This is a genomic window from uncultured Chitinophaga sp. (genome assembly GCF_937898475.1).
Taxonomy (GTDB): Bacteria; Bacteroidota; Bacteroidia; order Chitinophagales; family Chitinophagaceae; genus Chitinophaga.
The window spans coordinates 44,498-60,374 of sequence record NZ_CALEJS010000012.1 but is presented as its reverse complement, the minus strand read 5'-3'; the positions used below and the strand labels follow the sequence as shown (position 1 = coordinate 60,374).

General features: G+C 49.1%; 18 protein-coding genes. 6 read left to right on the top strand and 12 right to left on the bottom strand.

The features are described 5' to 3' along the window. Window positions 1-23: 23 nt before the first annotated feature. Entirely contained in the window at window positions 24-482 is a 459-nt protein-coding gene (locus Q0577_RS03680; protein WP_298732922.1) for a YciI family protein, read from the top strand. A gap of 6 nt (window positions 483-488) precedes the next feature. On the opposite strand, the gene Q0577_RS03675 is transcribed toward Q0577_RS03680, so the two are convergent. After that, window positions 489-1,283, bottom strand: a complete 795-nt coding sequence (locus Q0577_RS03675; protein ID WP_298732920.1) for a hypothetical protein — start codon at window positions 1,281-1,283, stop codon at window positions 489-491. A gap of 71 nt (window positions 1,284-1,354) precedes the next feature. Here Q0577_RS03675 and Q0577_RS03670 point away from each other — a divergent pair, with 71 nt between their 5' ends. Next, window positions 1,355-3,268, top strand: a complete 1,914-nt coding sequence (locus Q0577_RS03670; RefSeq protein ID WP_298732918.1) for a sialate O-acetylesterase — start codon at window positions 1,355-1,357, stop codon at window positions 3,266-3,268. A 235-nt stretch (window positions 3,269-3,503) separates the two neighbouring features. Here the strand turns inward: Q0577_RS03670 and yiaA are convergent, their stop codons facing one another. Then, window positions 3,504-3,905 (bottom strand): inner membrane protein YiaA, encoded by a 402-nt coding sequence (yiaA, locus tag Q0577_RS03665; RefSeq protein WP_298732916.1) that lies wholly within the window; start codon window positions 3,903-3,905, stop codon window positions 3,504-3,506. A 264-nt stretch (window positions 3,906-4,169) separates the two neighbouring features. On the opposite strand from yiaA, the gene Q0577_RS03660 reads away from it, so the two are divergent. Both Q0577_RS03660 and Q0577_RS03655 read left to right on the top strand, forming a co-directional pair. Then, window positions 4,170-5,291, top strand: coding sequence for a Gfo/Idh/MocA family oxidoreductase (locus Q0577_RS03660; protein WP_298732914.1), 1,122 nt, complete (start codon window positions 4,170-4,172; stop codon window positions 5,289-5,291). A gap of 118 nt (window positions 5,292-5,409) precedes the next feature. Then, entirely contained in the window at window positions 5,410-6,396 is a 987-nt protein-coding gene (locus Q0577_RS03655) for a YihY/virulence factor BrkB family protein (protein ID WP_298732912.1), read from the top strand. A 64-nt stretch (window positions 6,397-6,460) separates the two neighbouring features. Here Q0577_RS03655 and Q0577_RS03650 read toward each other — a convergent pair whose 3' ends face one another. Both Q0577_RS03650 and Q0577_RS03645 read right to left on the bottom strand, forming a co-directional pair. After that, complete coding sequence (locus Q0577_RS03650) at window positions 6,461-6,604, bottom strand: hypothetical protein (protein WP_298732911.1); 144 nt, start codon at window positions 6,602-6,604, stop codon at window positions 6,461-6,463. Window positions 6,605-6,683: 79 nt separating this feature from the next. Continuing rightward, entirely contained in the window at window positions 6,684-7,838 is a 1,155-nt protein-coding gene (locus tag Q0577_RS03645; protein ID WP_298732909.1) for an aminotransferase class V-fold PLP-dependent enzyme, read from the bottom strand. A 53-nt stretch (window positions 7,839-7,891) separates the two neighbouring features. Between Q0577_RS03645 and Q0577_RS03640 the strand changes: the two genes are divergently transcribed. Both Q0577_RS03640 and Q0577_RS03635 read left to right on the top strand, forming a co-directional pair. Then, window positions 7,892-8,302 carry a hypothetical protein gene (locus Q0577_RS03640; RefSeq protein ID WP_298732907.1) on the top strand — a complete coding sequence of 137 codons (411 nt, stop codon included), beginning with the start codon at window positions 7,892-7,894 and terminating at the stop codon, window positions 8,300-8,302. A 19-nt stretch (window positions 8,303-8,321) separates the two neighbouring features. After that, window positions 8,322-9,440, top strand: coding sequence for a hypothetical protein (locus Q0577_RS03635; RefSeq protein ID WP_298732905.1), 1,119 nt, complete (start codon window positions 8,322-8,324; stop codon window positions 9,438-9,440). A 68-nt stretch (window positions 9,441-9,508) separates the two neighbouring features. Here the strand turns inward: Q0577_RS03635 and Q0577_RS03630 are convergent, their stop codons facing one another. The 8 genes from Q0577_RS03630 to Q0577_RS03595 form a co-directional block, all read right to left on the bottom strand. Beyond that, entirely contained in the window at window positions 9,509-11,860 is a 2,352-nt protein-coding gene (locus Q0577_RS03630) for a S9 family peptidase (RefSeq protein ID WP_298732904.1), read from the bottom strand. A 93-nt stretch (window positions 11,861-11,953) separates the two neighbouring features. Continuing rightward, window positions 11,954-12,286 (bottom strand): tRNA-binding protein, encoded by a 333-nt coding sequence (locus tag Q0577_RS03625; protein WP_298732902.1) that lies wholly within the window; start codon window positions 12,284-12,286, stop codon window positions 11,954-11,956. 36 nt (window positions 12,287-12,322) lie between these two features. After that, the gene (locus Q0577_RS03620) at window positions 12,323-13,900 is read right to left on the bottom strand and encodes a carboxylesterase family protein (protein ID WP_298732900.1); all 1,578 of its coding nucleotides are present in this window, start codon (window positions 13,898-13,900) and stop codon (window positions 12,323-12,325) included. A 41-nt stretch (window positions 13,901-13,941) separates the two neighbouring features. Further along, window positions 13,942-14,106, bottom strand: coding sequence for a hypothetical protein (locus Q0577_RS03615; protein ID WP_298732898.1), 165 nt, complete (start codon window positions 14,104-14,106; stop codon window positions 13,942-13,944). A gap of 106 nt (window positions 14,107-14,212) precedes the next feature. Next, window positions 14,213-14,344: a hypothetical protein gene (locus Q0577_RS03610; protein WP_298732896.1), complete on the bottom strand. Its 132-nt coding sequence runs from the start codon at window positions 14,342-14,344 to the stop codon at window positions 14,213-14,215. Continuing rightward, window positions 14,334-14,753, bottom strand: coding sequence for a hypothetical protein (locus Q0577_RS03605; RefSeq protein WP_298732894.1), 420 nt, complete (start codon window positions 14,751-14,753; stop codon window positions 14,334-14,336). The genes Q0577_RS03610 and Q0577_RS03605 overlap by 11 nt, the downstream gene beginning before the upstream one ends. Window positions 14,754-14,985: 232 nt before the next feature. Then, window positions 14,986-15,366 (bottom strand): GreA/GreB family elongation factor, encoded by a 381-nt coding sequence (locus Q0577_RS03600; RefSeq protein ID WP_298732893.1) that lies wholly within the window; start codon window positions 15,364-15,366, stop codon window positions 14,986-14,988. 29 nt (window positions 15,367-15,395) lie between these two features. Continuing rightward, on the bottom strand, window positions 15,396-15,575 hold the full coding sequence (locus Q0577_RS03595; protein ID WP_298732891.1) for a hypothetical protein: 180 nt from the start codon (window positions 15,573-15,575) through the stop codon (window positions 15,396-15,398). Window positions 15,576-15,877: the final 302 nt, after the last annotated feature.

Below are 15,877 nucleotides of genomic sequence, written 5' to 3'. Positions count from 1 at the left end.
TGGAAGGTACACATCCTTATTGCATGAAAAGAACACTGACCATTGCGCTGTTTACGCTCCTGTGCAGCGCTGCTTATGCACAGGCGGAGCGCCCCAAATATGATAAAGCCCTGGCTGACTCGCTGGGTGCTGACGATTATGGCATGAAATCTTACGTGTTGGTAATATTGAAAACAGGTTCCAATAAAGTAGCAGATAAAGCTGTTTTAGACAGCCTGTTCAGGGGGCATATGAACAACATCAACCGCCTGGCAGACAACGGGAAACTGGTAGTGGCTGGTCCTTTAGGGAAGAATGACAAGACCTACCGCGGCATATTCATCCTCAATGCAAAAACGGTAGCAGAAGCCAATGAGCTGCTACAAACCGATCCGGCAGTACAATCAAAACTGCTGGATGCGGAGGTGTACCAGTGGTATGGATCTGCTGCCCTGCCACTTTACCTGCAATACCACGATAAGATAGAAAAACAGCAACCCTAAAGGCGCTTATTGTTTACGTACCAGCTTGTAAAGCATAGTGCCTTGTACGAGAGAATCGCAGAAGTTGCTGTCTTCACCTGGCGTAGCGCAGATAGTACCGAAGATCTGTAAGGTATCGCCTTTGAAGCGGTAACCGTAATCTTTACCTTTGCCGGGCCCCATATTCACCAGATCAAAATTGCCGAGCGGACTGGTAGTATAATCAATCAGCGGATCATAACGCTCAAAGCCATCCAGGCCCTGTATGCGGCCGTCTGATGTAAATATAACCTCCTTTCCGTTCTCCAGCTCGTAGCGACCGCTGAACAGCAGTTCTTCAAGTATGCCCAGATCAGTGAGCGTAGTATCGTGATGAGAGATGCGGCTGAAGAACTGATCCCCTATCTTCAAACGCGTTGGAGAGATCAGTCCCAGCTCTTTCTGTAAAGTGTTGAGGTTTGCATCATACAGCTTATAGCTGTTACGGTCCTTTACCACTACCACATCCTCCGCCCCTTCATGAAAACCTTCCACCATACGGGTTACTTGTAAGGTACGGGATGGAATGGTAATACAGCTTTCCATTACATCCTGCGACTGGCGGGGAGATCTTGTTTTGCGGATGTTGTCGATATACGTTTCATTTACCCAAAGCCCCGCAAAGCTCAGCGACGTATCCAGCGTTCTAAAATCTGACGTTGCTTCGGGTGAAGGTTCATTCAATACAATGCTATCCTTGTTGGCGGCTTCCTGTTCTGCAGCAGGATTTACACAGGAAAAAGCGCAGGATGCGATCAATAACAATAAAAGTATACGCTTCATACGAGCCCGAAGATAAAACAAAACGGTTGAGATTTTTTTGTACATTGTTTTACCGGCAAAAAACACTCCCGATGAAGAAAATTACCACCTTAATTTTTTCATTATGCCTGTTATTACCTTTCAGCAATGCGCAGATAAGGCTTCCCAGGCTGATCAGCAATGGCATGGTCCTGCAGCGTGACAGCGAAGTTAAGATCTGGGGATGGGCCGCTCCCGGTGAGAAAGTAAGCCTCAGCTTTCTACAGAAAGATTATACCACTTCTGCAGACAGGAATGGCAACTGGCACATACAGCTTCCACCCCAGCGGGCTGGCGGTCCTTATAACATGATATTTTCGGCCAGCAACCGAATAGAAATCAACAACATTCTTTTCGGCGACGTATGGCTCTGCTCCGGCCAGTCCAATATGGAACTGAGCATGGACCGGCTGAAAGACAAATACCCCGAAGTTATTGCCGGCAGGGGTAATGACCGCATACGGCAATTCCTGGTGCCAGATAAATATGACTTCAACCAGGCCGCCGTGGATGTAGATAACGGCGGCTGGTTGCCTGCCACAGGCCGGCATATCGCCGGTTTCTCCGCCGTCGCTCTTTTCTTTGCCAATGAGTTGTTTGAAAAATACGAAATACCAATAGGCCTGATCAATGCAGCACTTGGCGGCTCCCCTGTACAGGCCTGGATCAGTGAGGAAGCGCTGAAGAAATTCCCTGCTTACTACAGTGAGGTGCAGCAATTCAAAGACGGCAAGCTGATTACCCGCATAGAAACGAAAGACAGCATTACAAGGGCCAACTGGTATAATTTACTGAACAGCCGGGATGAAGGTTTAAAACATCACTGGGAAAGCCCGTTGTTTAACGATGCGGCCTGGCAGCCATACTCCGTCCCCGGATACTGGTCTGATAAGGCTTTCCTTAACGGCGCTGCATGGTTCAGAAAAACGATTAATGTACCTGCCGCAATGGCCGGACAAGCGGCCCGCCTCTGGCTGGGCAGAATAGTAGATGCAGATTCCGTATACATCAATGGTGTGTTTGTAGGCACCACCGGGTACCAGTATCCTCCGAGGAAATATGACGTGCCCGCCGGTTTACTCAAAGAAGGTAAAAACCTTATCGCTGTACGCGTGATCAATACTGCAGGAAAAGGAGGTTTTGTACCGGATAAGCCCTACACTCTCTTTAGCGGCGACCAACAAATAGACCTCTCCGGCGCCTGGAAATACCAGATGGGCGCCACTATGGATTCACTGCCGGCGCAAACCTTTGTCAGGTGGAAAGCAGCAGGCCTGTTCAATGCGATGATCGCACCGCTGCTCAACTATTCCATCAAAGGCGCCATTTGGTACCAGGGAGAGTCTAATACATCAAAACCCGGGGAATACCAAAGCCTGTTCAGTACACTCATTAAAGACTGGCGCAGCAGGTGGAAACAAGGTGATTTTCCTTTTCTCTTTGTGCAGCTGGCCAACTTCATGGAGCCCGATAGCACCGCTACAGAAAGTGACTGGGCGGAGCTCAGGCAACAACAGTTCAATACCTTGTCTGTACCACGTACGGCCATGGCTGTTACTATTGACCTTGGCGAATGGAATGACATACATCCGTTAAACAAGAAAGATGTAGGTACACGACTGGCCCTGCAGGCCATGCGGCTAGCATATAATGATGATAAGGTAGTGGCGTCAGGACCACTCTACCAGTCTATGAAAATAAAGGGGGATAGTATGGTGATTACCTTCACCAATACAGGCAGCGGTCTTTTAGCTGCAGGTGATAAACCTTTACAACATTTTTCCATCGCGGGGAAAGATGGAAAATTTGTTAGAGCAGATGCAATGATAAGAGGTAAGGAAGTGATAGTATGGAATAAAAATATTACGCAGCCGCTGGCGGTAAGGTATGCCTGGGCTAATAATCCTGAAGGAGCCAATTTATATAACAAGGAGGGCTTGCCGGCTGCTCCTTTTGAAGCGCGGTAGGTTGGTGGAGTTAAGTAGGGCTTCCATCCTCCGTCATTGCGGAGCGCAGCGGAGCTAAGAGCGTGGCGCGACGAAGCAATCTTCTTTTATGCAACAGACGGTAAGCATTAAACGAAATTACCAGTATATCACTTAAAAGAAGATTGCTTCGGCCCCCCTCCACACAAAGCCCATCAGGACCTCGCACTGACATGGGATGAAGACCCGTGTGTAATTTGTGCGATTGCTTTTACCCTTACGCCTCTTTCTTCAGCGCAGACTGCGTATCCCTTGTATTCTTCTGCACGGCAACTGCTCCGAAAAGCGCGAGCAAAAAGGCAAATGCATAAAAGCCTTTTTCACTGGGCAGCAGGGTGGCATTCCACAGGCCTACTGTCAGCAATACAATGCAAAGGATCGTAGAGAACCAGCTCAACCCATAGTAGATCTCCGTTACAGGCACGCCTTCCAGTTTATCTCTTACACTCTTCTGCAGGGATACTACAGAAAACAGGCCGTACATCAGCACAGCGAAATAATAACCTTTTTCATTCAGTTGCATTTCAGCTCTCCAAAGTCCGATTAAATAGCCGATCATGCCGGCACCAAGGGCAACCCAGGAAGTAGCGACAAAAGCCGCAGATGGTTTCTGGTTCATGTGTTTGTTGTTTGTTTTAAGGGGATACACTTTACTTTCACAGGTATATATGTCCCAATCAATAATGCAGTAAATATATTAAATATTTTAATAAGTATCTGCGGCAGATGAATGATTACTAATTGAGAGAACCATTCCCCCAGCTCCTGCGGCTCCGGGAATAAGGGGAATTTGCGTATATTTAGCTACTATCTTTTTAGTGAGCGGAAAACTATAGCAACACTTAGCAGAAAGTTATTATCTTAAGATCCAGAACCTTTATTTATGAATTCACGTCGTGACTTTCTACAAAAATTGGCTGTCTCTGCAGCGGCCATGCCTTTTATGCCACTGATCAGCGCTGCCAGCAGACGTAGCATTTTATCTGCCACCTATGAAGGACAGGTACTGCGTGTAGCGATCATGGGACTCGGCAGCTATGGCACAAGGGTGGCAGAAGCCATGCAATCCTGCAAACGCGCCAAACTGGTGGGCGTTATCAGCGGTACACCCGCCAAAATCACTGCCTGGCAGGCCAAGTACAATATTCCGGAAAAGAACTGCTACAATTACGAGAACTTTGACCGCATCAAAGACAATCCTGATATAGATGCCGTGTATGTAATCACTCCGAACGCCCTGCATCACGATCAGGTGATCCGTGTGGCCAAAGCGGGTAAGCACGTAATATGCGAGAAGCCTATGGCTGTGAACGCCAGGGAAGGCCAGGAAATGGTAGATGCCTGCAGGCACAATAAAGTGAAATTACTGGTGGGCTATCGCATGCACTTCGAGCCCAAAACACTGGAAGTGATCCGCATGCGTAAAAATGGCGAGTTCGGAAAAGTATTATTCTTCCAGGGACAATGTGGTTTCAGGATCGGCGATCCTACTCAATGGCGCCTGAACAGGCAGCTGGCAGGCGGCGGCGCAATGATGGATATCGGCATCTATGCAATTAACGGCTCCCGCTATATGGTAGGCGAAGATCCCATCTGGGTAACGGCGCAGGAAACCAAAACTGACAAGGTAAAGTTTAAGGAAGGAGTAGATGAGACCATCCAGTTCCAGCTGGGCTTCCCCAGCGGTGCAGTAGCTTCCTGCCTTTCCACCTATAACATGAATAACCTGGACCGTTTCTTCCTCAACGGAGAGAAAGGCTTTGCGGAAATGCAGCCTTCTACCGGTTACGGGCCTATTAAAGGCCGCACTCACAAAGGAGAATTAACGCAACCCCACATGACCCACCAAACCGTACAGATGGATGAAATGGCAGGCATCATCCTCGAAGGAAAACAACCCATTGTACCGGTTGACGGAGAAGAAGGTGTAAAAGACCTGAAGATCATTGATGCCATCTATGCTGCTTGTAAAACAGGCAGAAAACAAGAATTGAAATTAGCGTAGCAAAACAATACTTATGAAGAAAGGGGCTTCACCGGCATTGGTGAAGCCCTTTTCTTATTGAACGGCTGTAGCAGTTGGCCCGCTTTTGGTACCTCAGCTGCAGATAGTTTAATATGGTATGAAACGATTTACGCCAAAAGCGTTCTGGACAGTATTGAAGCAAACCTTTAAAGGATTCGGTAAAGACAATGTGCCCAAACTGAGCGCTGCCCTGGCTTATTACACGATCTTCTCTCTGGGGCCCATGATGATCGTCATCCTTTTCCTGGCTGATATCTTCTGGGGCAGGGAGGCTATCCAGGGGCGGCTTTACTCCCAGATACAGGACCTCGTAGGCGGCAAGGCTGCTATCCAGATACAGGAGGTGATCAAAAACGCTTCTATTGACAGCAGTAATACTGTTACCACCGTAGTAGGGTTTGTTACACTGTTCATCGGCGCTACCACTGTTTTCTCCGAAATACAGGAATCCATTAACATCATCTGGAAACTAAAGGTGAAACCCAAACAGGGCTTCCTCAAATTCCTGATCAGCCGGCTGCTATCCTTCTCGCTGGTGGTGGGCCTGGCTTTCCTACTGCTGGTATCCCTGCTGATCAACGCCCTGATGGAAGGGTTTATGGACCGGCTCAAACAGCTGTTCCCGGATGTGACCATATCCTTATTTTATGTGCTCAACCTGGGGCTGACCTTTCTGATCATCTGGTTCCTGTTTGCCATTATCTTCAAAGTACTGCCGGATGCCAGGATCCGCTGGAAAGACGTAATGGCCGGCGCACTCTTCACTGCGCTGCTGTTTATGGCGGGCAAATTTCTCATCACCTTCTACATTGGCCGCAGCGATGTTGGCAGCGCTTACGGCACAGCTGGTTCGCTGGTGGTGCTGCTCTTGTGGATCTTCTTCTCTTCTGTCGTCCTTTATTCGGGAGCAGAATTCACCAAATGTTATGCAATCATGTTCAGTTCCGAAATAAAGCCCAATGACTATGCAGTTGCTGTTCAGCCGGTGCAGCTGGAAAGCAGCAATACCACTTTACAGGAAAATGAAAAAGCAGCTGAAATACAGTCAACTGGCAAGGACCCACATTCCTCAATAAAAACGTGAAAGGGCAAAGTAATTTTGCCCTTTCACGTTTAATAAGCTCTTTGGTGCTTTAATGACCGGCGCTTTAGCAAACCCAGTACGTAGGACCACAGGAAATGAACTGTGTGGTAGGCAGCGTACGGTTTCCCAATACGGGTTGATTGCTTTTGTTCAGCTTTGAGATCTTGATCTTCGTAAGTTGCAGTTTCTGCGAGGTTTTCTTTTTCATAAAAGGATCGGGTTTAAAGATTAACAAAGCCTAATTTAAGTCAAAAGCCCCGGGAAAGTAATCCTGTAAAAAGGGGGTTTTATGCTCCCCTTACCAGATCATCCAATGCCTCCAGCAATCGCGCAATATCATCTGCATTAATGAACAGGTGTGGCGCAAAACGCACGGCGCTGCCGCGTTGGCTCACAAAGATGTTCCTATCCCTTAATTCAGTAACAAGCCGGCCTTTATAATGCGCGGGGATGGCTGCGCCGAACATATGCGGACAACGTTGTGCCGCCGGCGGTAGCTGAAAACCCAGCATTTCAAGATGCGAAGCGATCTTTTCATTTATCACGGTCAGCGATGCGGCAACAGACGGTACGGTCCAGCTGCGCAGCTGCTCCAGCGCTGCTATGACCCCGGGCAGGATGGTAGGCCGGCACGTTTCTCCAACATCAAAACGGCGTGCGCCCGGCATGTAATTGTCAGAATATCTTACCAGCGAGGTAAAATCTGCTGCGTTTTCTCTTGCCTGCCAGGACTCTTCCAGCGGCCGCGCATCCCTCCATTGTTCCGCTACATACATCAGCCCGAAACCGTAGGGAGACAGCAGCCATTTATATCCTGCAGCAACCAGGAAATCAGGCTGCACTTCTTCTATGGAAAACGGCATGGCCCCCAGTGCCTGCGTAGCATCTGCCACTAAGATGGTGCCGCTGGCATTGCATGCCCGCCTCACTGTGGCCAGGTTGATAAAAGCGCCGTTGGTCCAGTGGCAGGGTGATAAGGAGGCTACTTTAATGCGGCGATCGATGCGCTCCAGTATCGCCCTGGTCCAGTCTCCATCATCGGGCACCGGCACCGTTACGATCTGTACGCCTTTTTCCTGTGCAATCCGCCTCCAGGGCAGTACATTACTGGGAAATTCTTCTTCCATTACCAGGATGCCATCACCGGCCTGCAGCTGTGGTTCTATTGCACGGGCGGCAGTGCTTAGTCCGTAACTGGCGGCTGGTATCACCGCATATCCGTCTGCAGATCCTCCCAGCACTTCGGAAGCCAGACGCCGGACTGTTTCTGCGTCCGTGAAATAGTCTGCGGGCATGATCTCCCAGGGATGTTTCTTTACGTTAATACCGGATGCCAGACGGCGGGTGGTCTCGTTCAGCTGAGGAGTGTTATAGGCACAATTAAAATAAGCAATATCAGGCGGTATGTCAAATAAATGCCGCTGCGATGATAGTACAGTCATTTACTAAATTTAGATGATTTTTTAGGTATACTTGCATCATAATCCTGGTAATTATGATCGAAGAAACTGATGTGAGAATTGGCAATATGGTATGGTACTACGATTATAATATGATCGAGACCGTGTTCAGGGTTGAAGGAATACTGGAAGGGCACGTGTACAACTCAGGCTTGCCCAGGAGCAAACTTCCCCTTTCAAAAGTGCACCCGGTTACGCTGGAAGTAGACCATCTGCTGCAATTCGGTTTCCTGGCAGGAGAAAAAGAATACGGAGAAGACGTACATACTTACTCCTACAAATACAACCATAACAGCAGCATTTATATACGTGAAACCGGGGAGGCTTTTCAACCGCTCGCCTCCTCTCCCGCCGGACTTGTTCCGTATGGGCGCCCACTGGTGCATTTGCACCAGCTGCAAAACCTGTTCTACGACCTCACCCGTGAGGATGTATTTATACAATAACCATCAATGCCATCCACGTATGAACTATCCGTTGCTGATGCTTAAAAGACACAAAGCAGGGAGGCTGATGCTGACCGCTATCCTCCTTTGCTTTGCATTATCTGCCGGAGCGCAGACGAAGCGCTACCTGTATGTGGCCACACCGGGCATCCGCGACTATCTCGGGTTCGGCGGCCACGGTCTTCTTGTGTTTGATATGGATGATCATCATCGCTTTGTAAAAAGAATCAGCACACAAGGCCTGCATCCTAATGGCAAACCTTCCAATGTGAAAGGCATTGCCGTAAGTATTCCGCTGAACAGCATCTATATCAGCACCCTGGAATCGCTGCAGCGTATTGACCTCACTACAGAGAAAGTTGTATGGGAGCAACCTTTTGAAGGCGGTTGCGACCGGATGGCCATTTCGCCGGACGGTCTCACCATGTACCTGCCTTCGCTGGAAAAAGGCTTCTGGAACGTGGTGGACTGCAAGACCGGTGACATCATCAAAAAAATAGACGTCTATAAACGGGCTCACAACACTATCTACAGCCACACCGGCAAACTGGTATACCTAGATGATATTGCCAGTCCCTGGCTTTATATAGCAGATGCAAAGACCCATACCATCAGTGGCAAGGTAGGCGCCTTTGCAAACAATGTGCGGCCCTTTACGGTCAATGGCAAAGAAACACTGGTATATGTAACAGTTGACAGCCTCCTTGGTTTTGAGGTGGGCGATCTGAAACAGGGCAACAAACTGGCCCATATAGAAGTACAAGGCTGGGAAGCGGGGCCGGTAAGGCGGCATGGCAACCCAAGCCATGGTATTGGCCTAACGCCCGATGAAAAAGAGCTTTGGCTTTGCGACGGGCATAACATGCGCATACATGTGTTCAGCGCAACACCTCCTTACCAGCAACTCACCACCATCCCCGTACAGGATATGCCGGGATGGATCCTCTTCAGCCTGGATGGCAGATATGCTTACCCTTCCAGCGGAGAGGTGATCGATGTAAAAAGCCGTAAAATCCTGCTCACTCTACAGGATGAATCCAATAACAGCGTGGCCAGTGAGAAAATGGTGGAAGTGCAGTTCAATGGGAACAAAGCCATACGCGCCGGTAACCAGTTTGGTATTGGCAGGGTCGAGTAATAAAAAACTCCCAACGCCGGTTCATCTGCCGGCGTTGGGAGTTTACTTTATAACTTAATAAACGTTTGTTATCCTTCCGTCTCCTGCTTTGCCTTCAGCTCATACTCTTTCGGCGGTTCTGCCTGCAGTAAATGGCGTACAAAATAATCCCAGCGCCGCCGCATCATGTACGGCTTGAATTTTGAAAAGCTGTGTCTTGCAGATGGGAAAATCACCAGGTCATAATCTTTATTCGCATTTTCAAGCGCTTCCACTACCAGCCAGGTATTATAGGGAGGTACATTATCGTCCATCAACCCATGCGCCAGCATCAGTTTTCCTTTCAGGTTTTTTGCATACAGCTGGTTAGCCTGTGCGGCATAATCAGATGCGCCGGCCAGGCCATTGTAACGTTCTCCCCAATCATCTTCATAATTGCGGTTGTCATGGTTGCCTGATTCGGAGATCCCTACTTTAAAGAAATCCGGGTAACGGAACATCGCCGCCGCGGTAGCAAAGCCCCCGCCAGAGTGGCCCCAGATGCCGATGCGTGTAGTGTCCATATAGCTGTATTGCTGTGCAAGCTGACGAATACCGGCGATCTGGTCGGGCAGTGTATTTTCAGCCATATTGCCATAGCTCATATCATGGAAGCTTTTGGATCGCAGCGGGTTGCTCGTGCCTTCTATCAACACCACCACAAACCCTAATTCAGCCAGGGCCTGGTGATCCAGCCTGGAAGGGGCAAAAGACCAGGCGCTGCTGCTACTGCCTATGCTGCCTCCCTGCGGGCCGGGATAGATATAATCTATAATGGGATATTTTTTCTTCGGATCAAGATCTTTGGGAGTGAACAGCAAACCATAAATGTCGGTTTTGCCGTCATGTGCTTTTACAGAAAATGTTTTAGGCGCCTGCCATCCACTGGCAACCAGTTTTGAAATATCGGCCTTTTCCAGGTTCACGGCTATCTTCCCGTCCATTTTACGCAGCACCGTCACCGGCGGAACATCCGGTTGGGAATAGATGTCAATGAAGTGATCGTTGAAGGGCGACAGGAGCACCTGGTGGTTACCCGTTTCAGGCGTCAGGTCTATCAGCCCTTTTCCGTCAAACTGTATTTTACAGAGATGCCTGAAGTAGGGATTGCCGGATTCACGGCCGGTAGTCATGAAGTACAACGTACGGCTCTTCTCGTCTACATGCAGCAGGCTGGTTACCACCCATTCTCCACTGGTGATCTGGTTCTTAAGCTTTCCGGTAGTGGCGTCATAGAGGTAGAGATGCCCCCAGTTGTCGCGTTCAGAATACCAGATGATCTCATTGGAATTTTTCAGGTAACGCCAGTTGATTGCGCCCTGGCCGGATTCATATTGTGTGGCCACGGTTTCTTCCAGCACCTCGCGTACTGCGCCGGTTGCAGCATCTGCGATGCGCAGCTTTTCCTGCTTATGATCGCGGGAGGTAGAAACAAATGCCAGCTGAGTATTATCATCACTCCAGTTTACATCGTCAAAAGATCCCGAACTGGAGACATCATCGCTCAGTGTTGCTCGATGCGGGTCAGGCGGCGCCTGTATATTTATCACCTTGCGCGCTTCCACATCGATGATCACCCGGTGGATCATCGCCACAGCGGAATCTCCGGGAAGGGGGTATTTCCAGGCCTGCAATGCGGGACTGCCCACATTGGTGGTCACCAGGTACATATCTTTCACATGGCGCTGGTCCTGTTTGAAAGTAGCGATCTTTCTGGAATCGGGCGACCAGCTTAACACTGGTTTGTTGCTATGGCTCCATCCGGCATTATCGGTGGAATAGCCAAAATCTTTGATACCATCTGTGGTGAGCTGTATTAACTCGCCGGTTGCCGTTTCGCGCACCCACAGGTTATCCGCTTTCAGGAAAGCAGCATATTGGCCGTTGGGAGAGATCACTTCTGTAACCTCTTTGGCAGGGTCTCTTCTGGCACTTAACCGGGTAGTATGGTTCGGGAGCGCGGTAGTGCTGTTGTCTGCAACGCATACATAGCTGCCCAACTCACATTTCCAGCGTTGACCGGCTACGGTGAATAGAATGGCCTTTCCGTCGGCCGTGTAATTGAAAGTCGTGAAGGGCAGGGCGTGAGCGCTGTAGTATTTGCCGCTTGCCATTGACAGGGCAGCTGCCAGCTTTTGCTGGTCAAAGGCCGCAGACCGGCTTCCTTTGGCCGGATTTACCAGAATGAACTCGCTTCCTTTGGCGCTTACTACACGATACCAGACACGCTTGTCTGGTAACCAGTTCATCCGGGTCCAGGTATTGTGTACCAGCGGATCGGTTTTGTAGTCTAACATGCGCTCGGCGCGTTCATAATCTTTTACAGATAAAGCAGTTTGCCCCTGAACGGTGGCGATAGTTGTAACAGTCAGCAATGCTGAAGCCAGCAGGTATTTCCCCATTATTGTTATAAAAAATTATTATACGTTATTTATCGGCGGGTGAATATACAGGAAATTGTGAGACCTGCATTGGTTTTTGGACGAATGGCGGCTTTAATATAATCTTCCCCCTACCGGCACCCCTCTTTCCGGCTTTATCAGCACTACTTTGTCATGCTGGTCGGGCACACCCAGGGTCAGCACCTCAGATATAAAAGGCCCTATCTGCCGGGGTGGGAAGTTCACCACGCAGAGTACCAGTACCCCTACGAGATCTTCTTTCATATAATTCTCTGTGATCTGGGCGGATGATCTTTTGATACCGATCTCGTCTCCCAGGTCAATTGTCAGCTTATAGGCAGGTTTTTTTGCCTGCGGGAAATCGTCTACGGCCAGTATTTTGCCTACACGTATATCCAGTTCGTTGAAGTCATCAATGGTTGCCATGCGGTCGGTTGATTTCCGGCAAAAATATTAATTACATTAATTTCCAGCCATCCTTTTGCTCATAAACTCCAATGCCCCTTCATCCTCCAGTCTTCCCATTTTCGGCTCCTTTCCGAGCAGCATAATCCTCTTATCTCCTTTTTTGTACACCTCCCATACCGGCAGCCCTTTCCAGTTAGGATTGCCCGTTCGTGCAAAGTTGGCCCAATAGGAAGACATGATCTCCGCCAGCGAGCGATCCTCTTCTTTCCAGGGCCTGTTTACAAATTGCAGATTGTTGAAGGCATAGGGCACTTCTGCAGTATGAAAGGCACCATATTTCGTATACGCTCCGGTAGCGGGCGGGCGGTGTATAAACCGGTAAACATAGGTCTTCCCTCCAAATTCGCTCTGCACGTTGGCCCATGTATAGTTCTGAACACCAAAGATAATATCCCGGGCCAGCTTTAATTGCGACACGGCAGCCTGCGTATCATTGCCGGCGGGGTAATATTGCAGAAAAGAAGAAAGATCTGGACCGTATTTGCCTGCTGCTTCCTGCTGAAAATCCTGTGCCTTCCTGATCGGCCCCAGTGTCAGCCCTTCCTCTTCATTCCACCCTGTAAGCAGGTCTACTTTATTTGCTTTACCTTCTTTGAAAATATTGGGAATTGCGTCCGGTAATACGTATCCGTCAATGATAGGCGCCATATGATCGGGTTTAAGCTTCATCAGCTCTTCTACCGGCAAGGCTCGCAGATCATTAATCGCTGTAAGACCAAGGCTGCGCATCACTTTTATACCTTCTGCTTCTGCCTTCTGCAGGCCCACGGTCCGGTTAATGAACCCAGCGCCACTTTCCGCAATGGCACGGTGAAACAATCCTTTTGCCAGCGGTGAGGCCACCAGGCAGTTCACGCTCATGGAGCCGGCAGATTGTCCGGCAATCGTTACATTTTTAGGATCTCCGCCAAATGCGGCAATATTGTGCTGCACCCATTTCAATGCAGCTATCTGGTCCATGAGGCCATAGTTGCCAGAAGCACGGCGGCCGGATTGCGTGGTAAGTTGCGGATGCGCAAAGAAACCGAATATCCCTACCCGGTAGTTGATACTTACAAATACAACGCCCTTCTTTGCCATCGCCTCCCCGTCATAAATAGGCACCGCACTGCCACCGCTTACAAAACCGCCACCGTATATCCATACCAGTACGGGTCGTTTTTCCTGCGATGTCCGCGCTCCTGTCCATACATTCAGGTACAGGCAATCTTCGCTGATCGGCTCCCCGGGGATGAGGAATTCGGAAGACCACATACTAAATGGCGCCGGTTTGCGCTGCATGGGACTGGGCCCGAAAGTCTCACACTTTCTCACGCCGCTCCATGGCTTCACCGGGCCTGGCGCCCGCCAGCGCAGGTCGCCCACCGGTGGCGCGGCAAAGGGAATACCTTTAAAAATATACACATCGTCTGTTGCGTTGAATGTACCGGATATATAACCGCCCTCTACCTTTACCCTTGATAAGGTGCCGGCGGCATTATGGATAGCGCGTAACTGAATTCCGAGTATAGAGATGGCGACTATGAATAATAAAGCAAAAAGCCAGGTGAATGGCTTGTTCTGAATGGTCATAACGCGGTTTCTTTATTCGCGGTAAATTAATACATTATTTTTTAAACCTCAGCCTGGTTCAGCTCCGTCAATATCATATCTGTCAGCTCAAAGCGCGGAAAATCGCCGGTATTGCTGAGCAGTATCACTACATTACCCTTATCTGCCTGGCCTTGCAAACATCGAATAGAAGCCAAGGTCTGTACCGGGATGATAATGGACCACATGCAAAGCTTTCGACACTTTGAACATGCCCTGGTCTGTCATCCACCCATATCCATAAAATACGTGCCAGTCTGTATAAGCGGTCCGTGGCTGGAACATTTCTGCCATTTACGCCTGATCAAGCAGGACATTAGTGGATAGCGCCTCGTTCCACCGCTGCAGGTCTGCGGCAGTAGAGATAAGGCCGCCCGCTCCCAGGGTATTGCTGATATGGTAGAAAGGTTCAGCGCTATCGTACATAAGCTGGGATATCCTTGTATGCTACAATGCCTTTGATCATAAAACGATGATCGCGCAGGCCATGTTTATTGAAAATCTGGTTGCCGGAAATTTCCTTTACCACATCATAGTCAAACAAGTTGGATGGCTTTAACCCAAGGTCCAATCCATGTGAAGCCTGTTCATCTTTAACCGATCTCACGCGCTGCAGGTATAGATTGGCGTTGCCTTCATCTGTATAACCACCACTGCAGATGTCAAATACCGCTTCTGATAGCTGCATGTAATCCTGATCCCTGTTGGTGACGTTCCGGTAGAAGCCCCTTACCTGGTACGGCTGACCGATATAATTGCCGGGAATCTTCCGGATCGCGGCTTTGATCAGCTTTACAGGGGCTTTGACAGCGATCATCACTTCTTTCAGCGCCACAGTCTGTGCGTGGCTGATCAGAGGAAACGGGCAAGCACCCGGAAGTAAGGGTAAATATTTAAACAGCATGTTAAGGTATTGAGGGTTGAAACTCCGCCTTAAATTTACCCATCAATTTCATATACCTTCCCTGGTACTGCATCCTGTATGTTAAAGAATGTATAATATTAAAATGCCAAAGGCCGCCGTCTTTAACAGCAGCCCCTGGCATCACGTAAGCTTCCTTTTGCGGTTAGTTCACCACATCCAGTATCCGGAAGCGTTTTAAGCCGGCGGGTACCTGCCACAGCACTTCCTCCCCCTTTCTGAAGCCTATGAGGGCGGTGCCCATCGGACTCAGGATGGATACTTTCTTTTGACCCATGTCTGCCTGTTCAGGCATCACAATTGTAAATTCCATTACTCGCTGCGTTTCCTGGTTCAGTACCGTGACCTTTGAGTTCAGTCGTACGGTGAACGGCGGCAATGCATCTTTATTCACGACAATAGCCCGGCTCAGTTCATGTCCCAACGACATTTCCTCCAGCTTGTCCGCCCTTCTTTCGATTAATGGCTTAAGCATTTCATAGTCTTCCCGGGTGATCACCACCGGGTTCAGTTCTTTTGTTTTCATATCTGATAATTTTTACGTGACAGTATAGTTCACTGCTTCTTCCAGAGCAGTGCAATCAATGAGGCCAGCAACAGCGTGGCGGTCACCGGCAATAACCGGTACCCTGTTCCGCCTGTGATCAGCCCGGCCCTCAGCACAATTGCATTGAGCAGTATACTCAGACAGACCATCACACTGCCGGCCGAACCCTTATACGGATTTGGCAACATAGTACGATGCTTAAAAGTTGATAGATTGCTTGTAATGTATAGGGGGGAAATACCCACCCCTGGATTTAGGCGGCAATGGCTCCAAACGCCTTAAATGTGGAGAAATAATATAGCTTGCGGCAAAAAGGATAAAACTCTGTAAAAGAGCAGATATAGCAGTTCCTTACACCGGCTATAAAATACCGGATAAGGGCCGTGGAAGGCTTCATTGTATGTAGTGTAACTACCATATAGGTAAATGTACGAAAAATAATTTATATCCAGGCGTCTTCCCTGCCCGGCAGCGCTGGATCCAATCACCT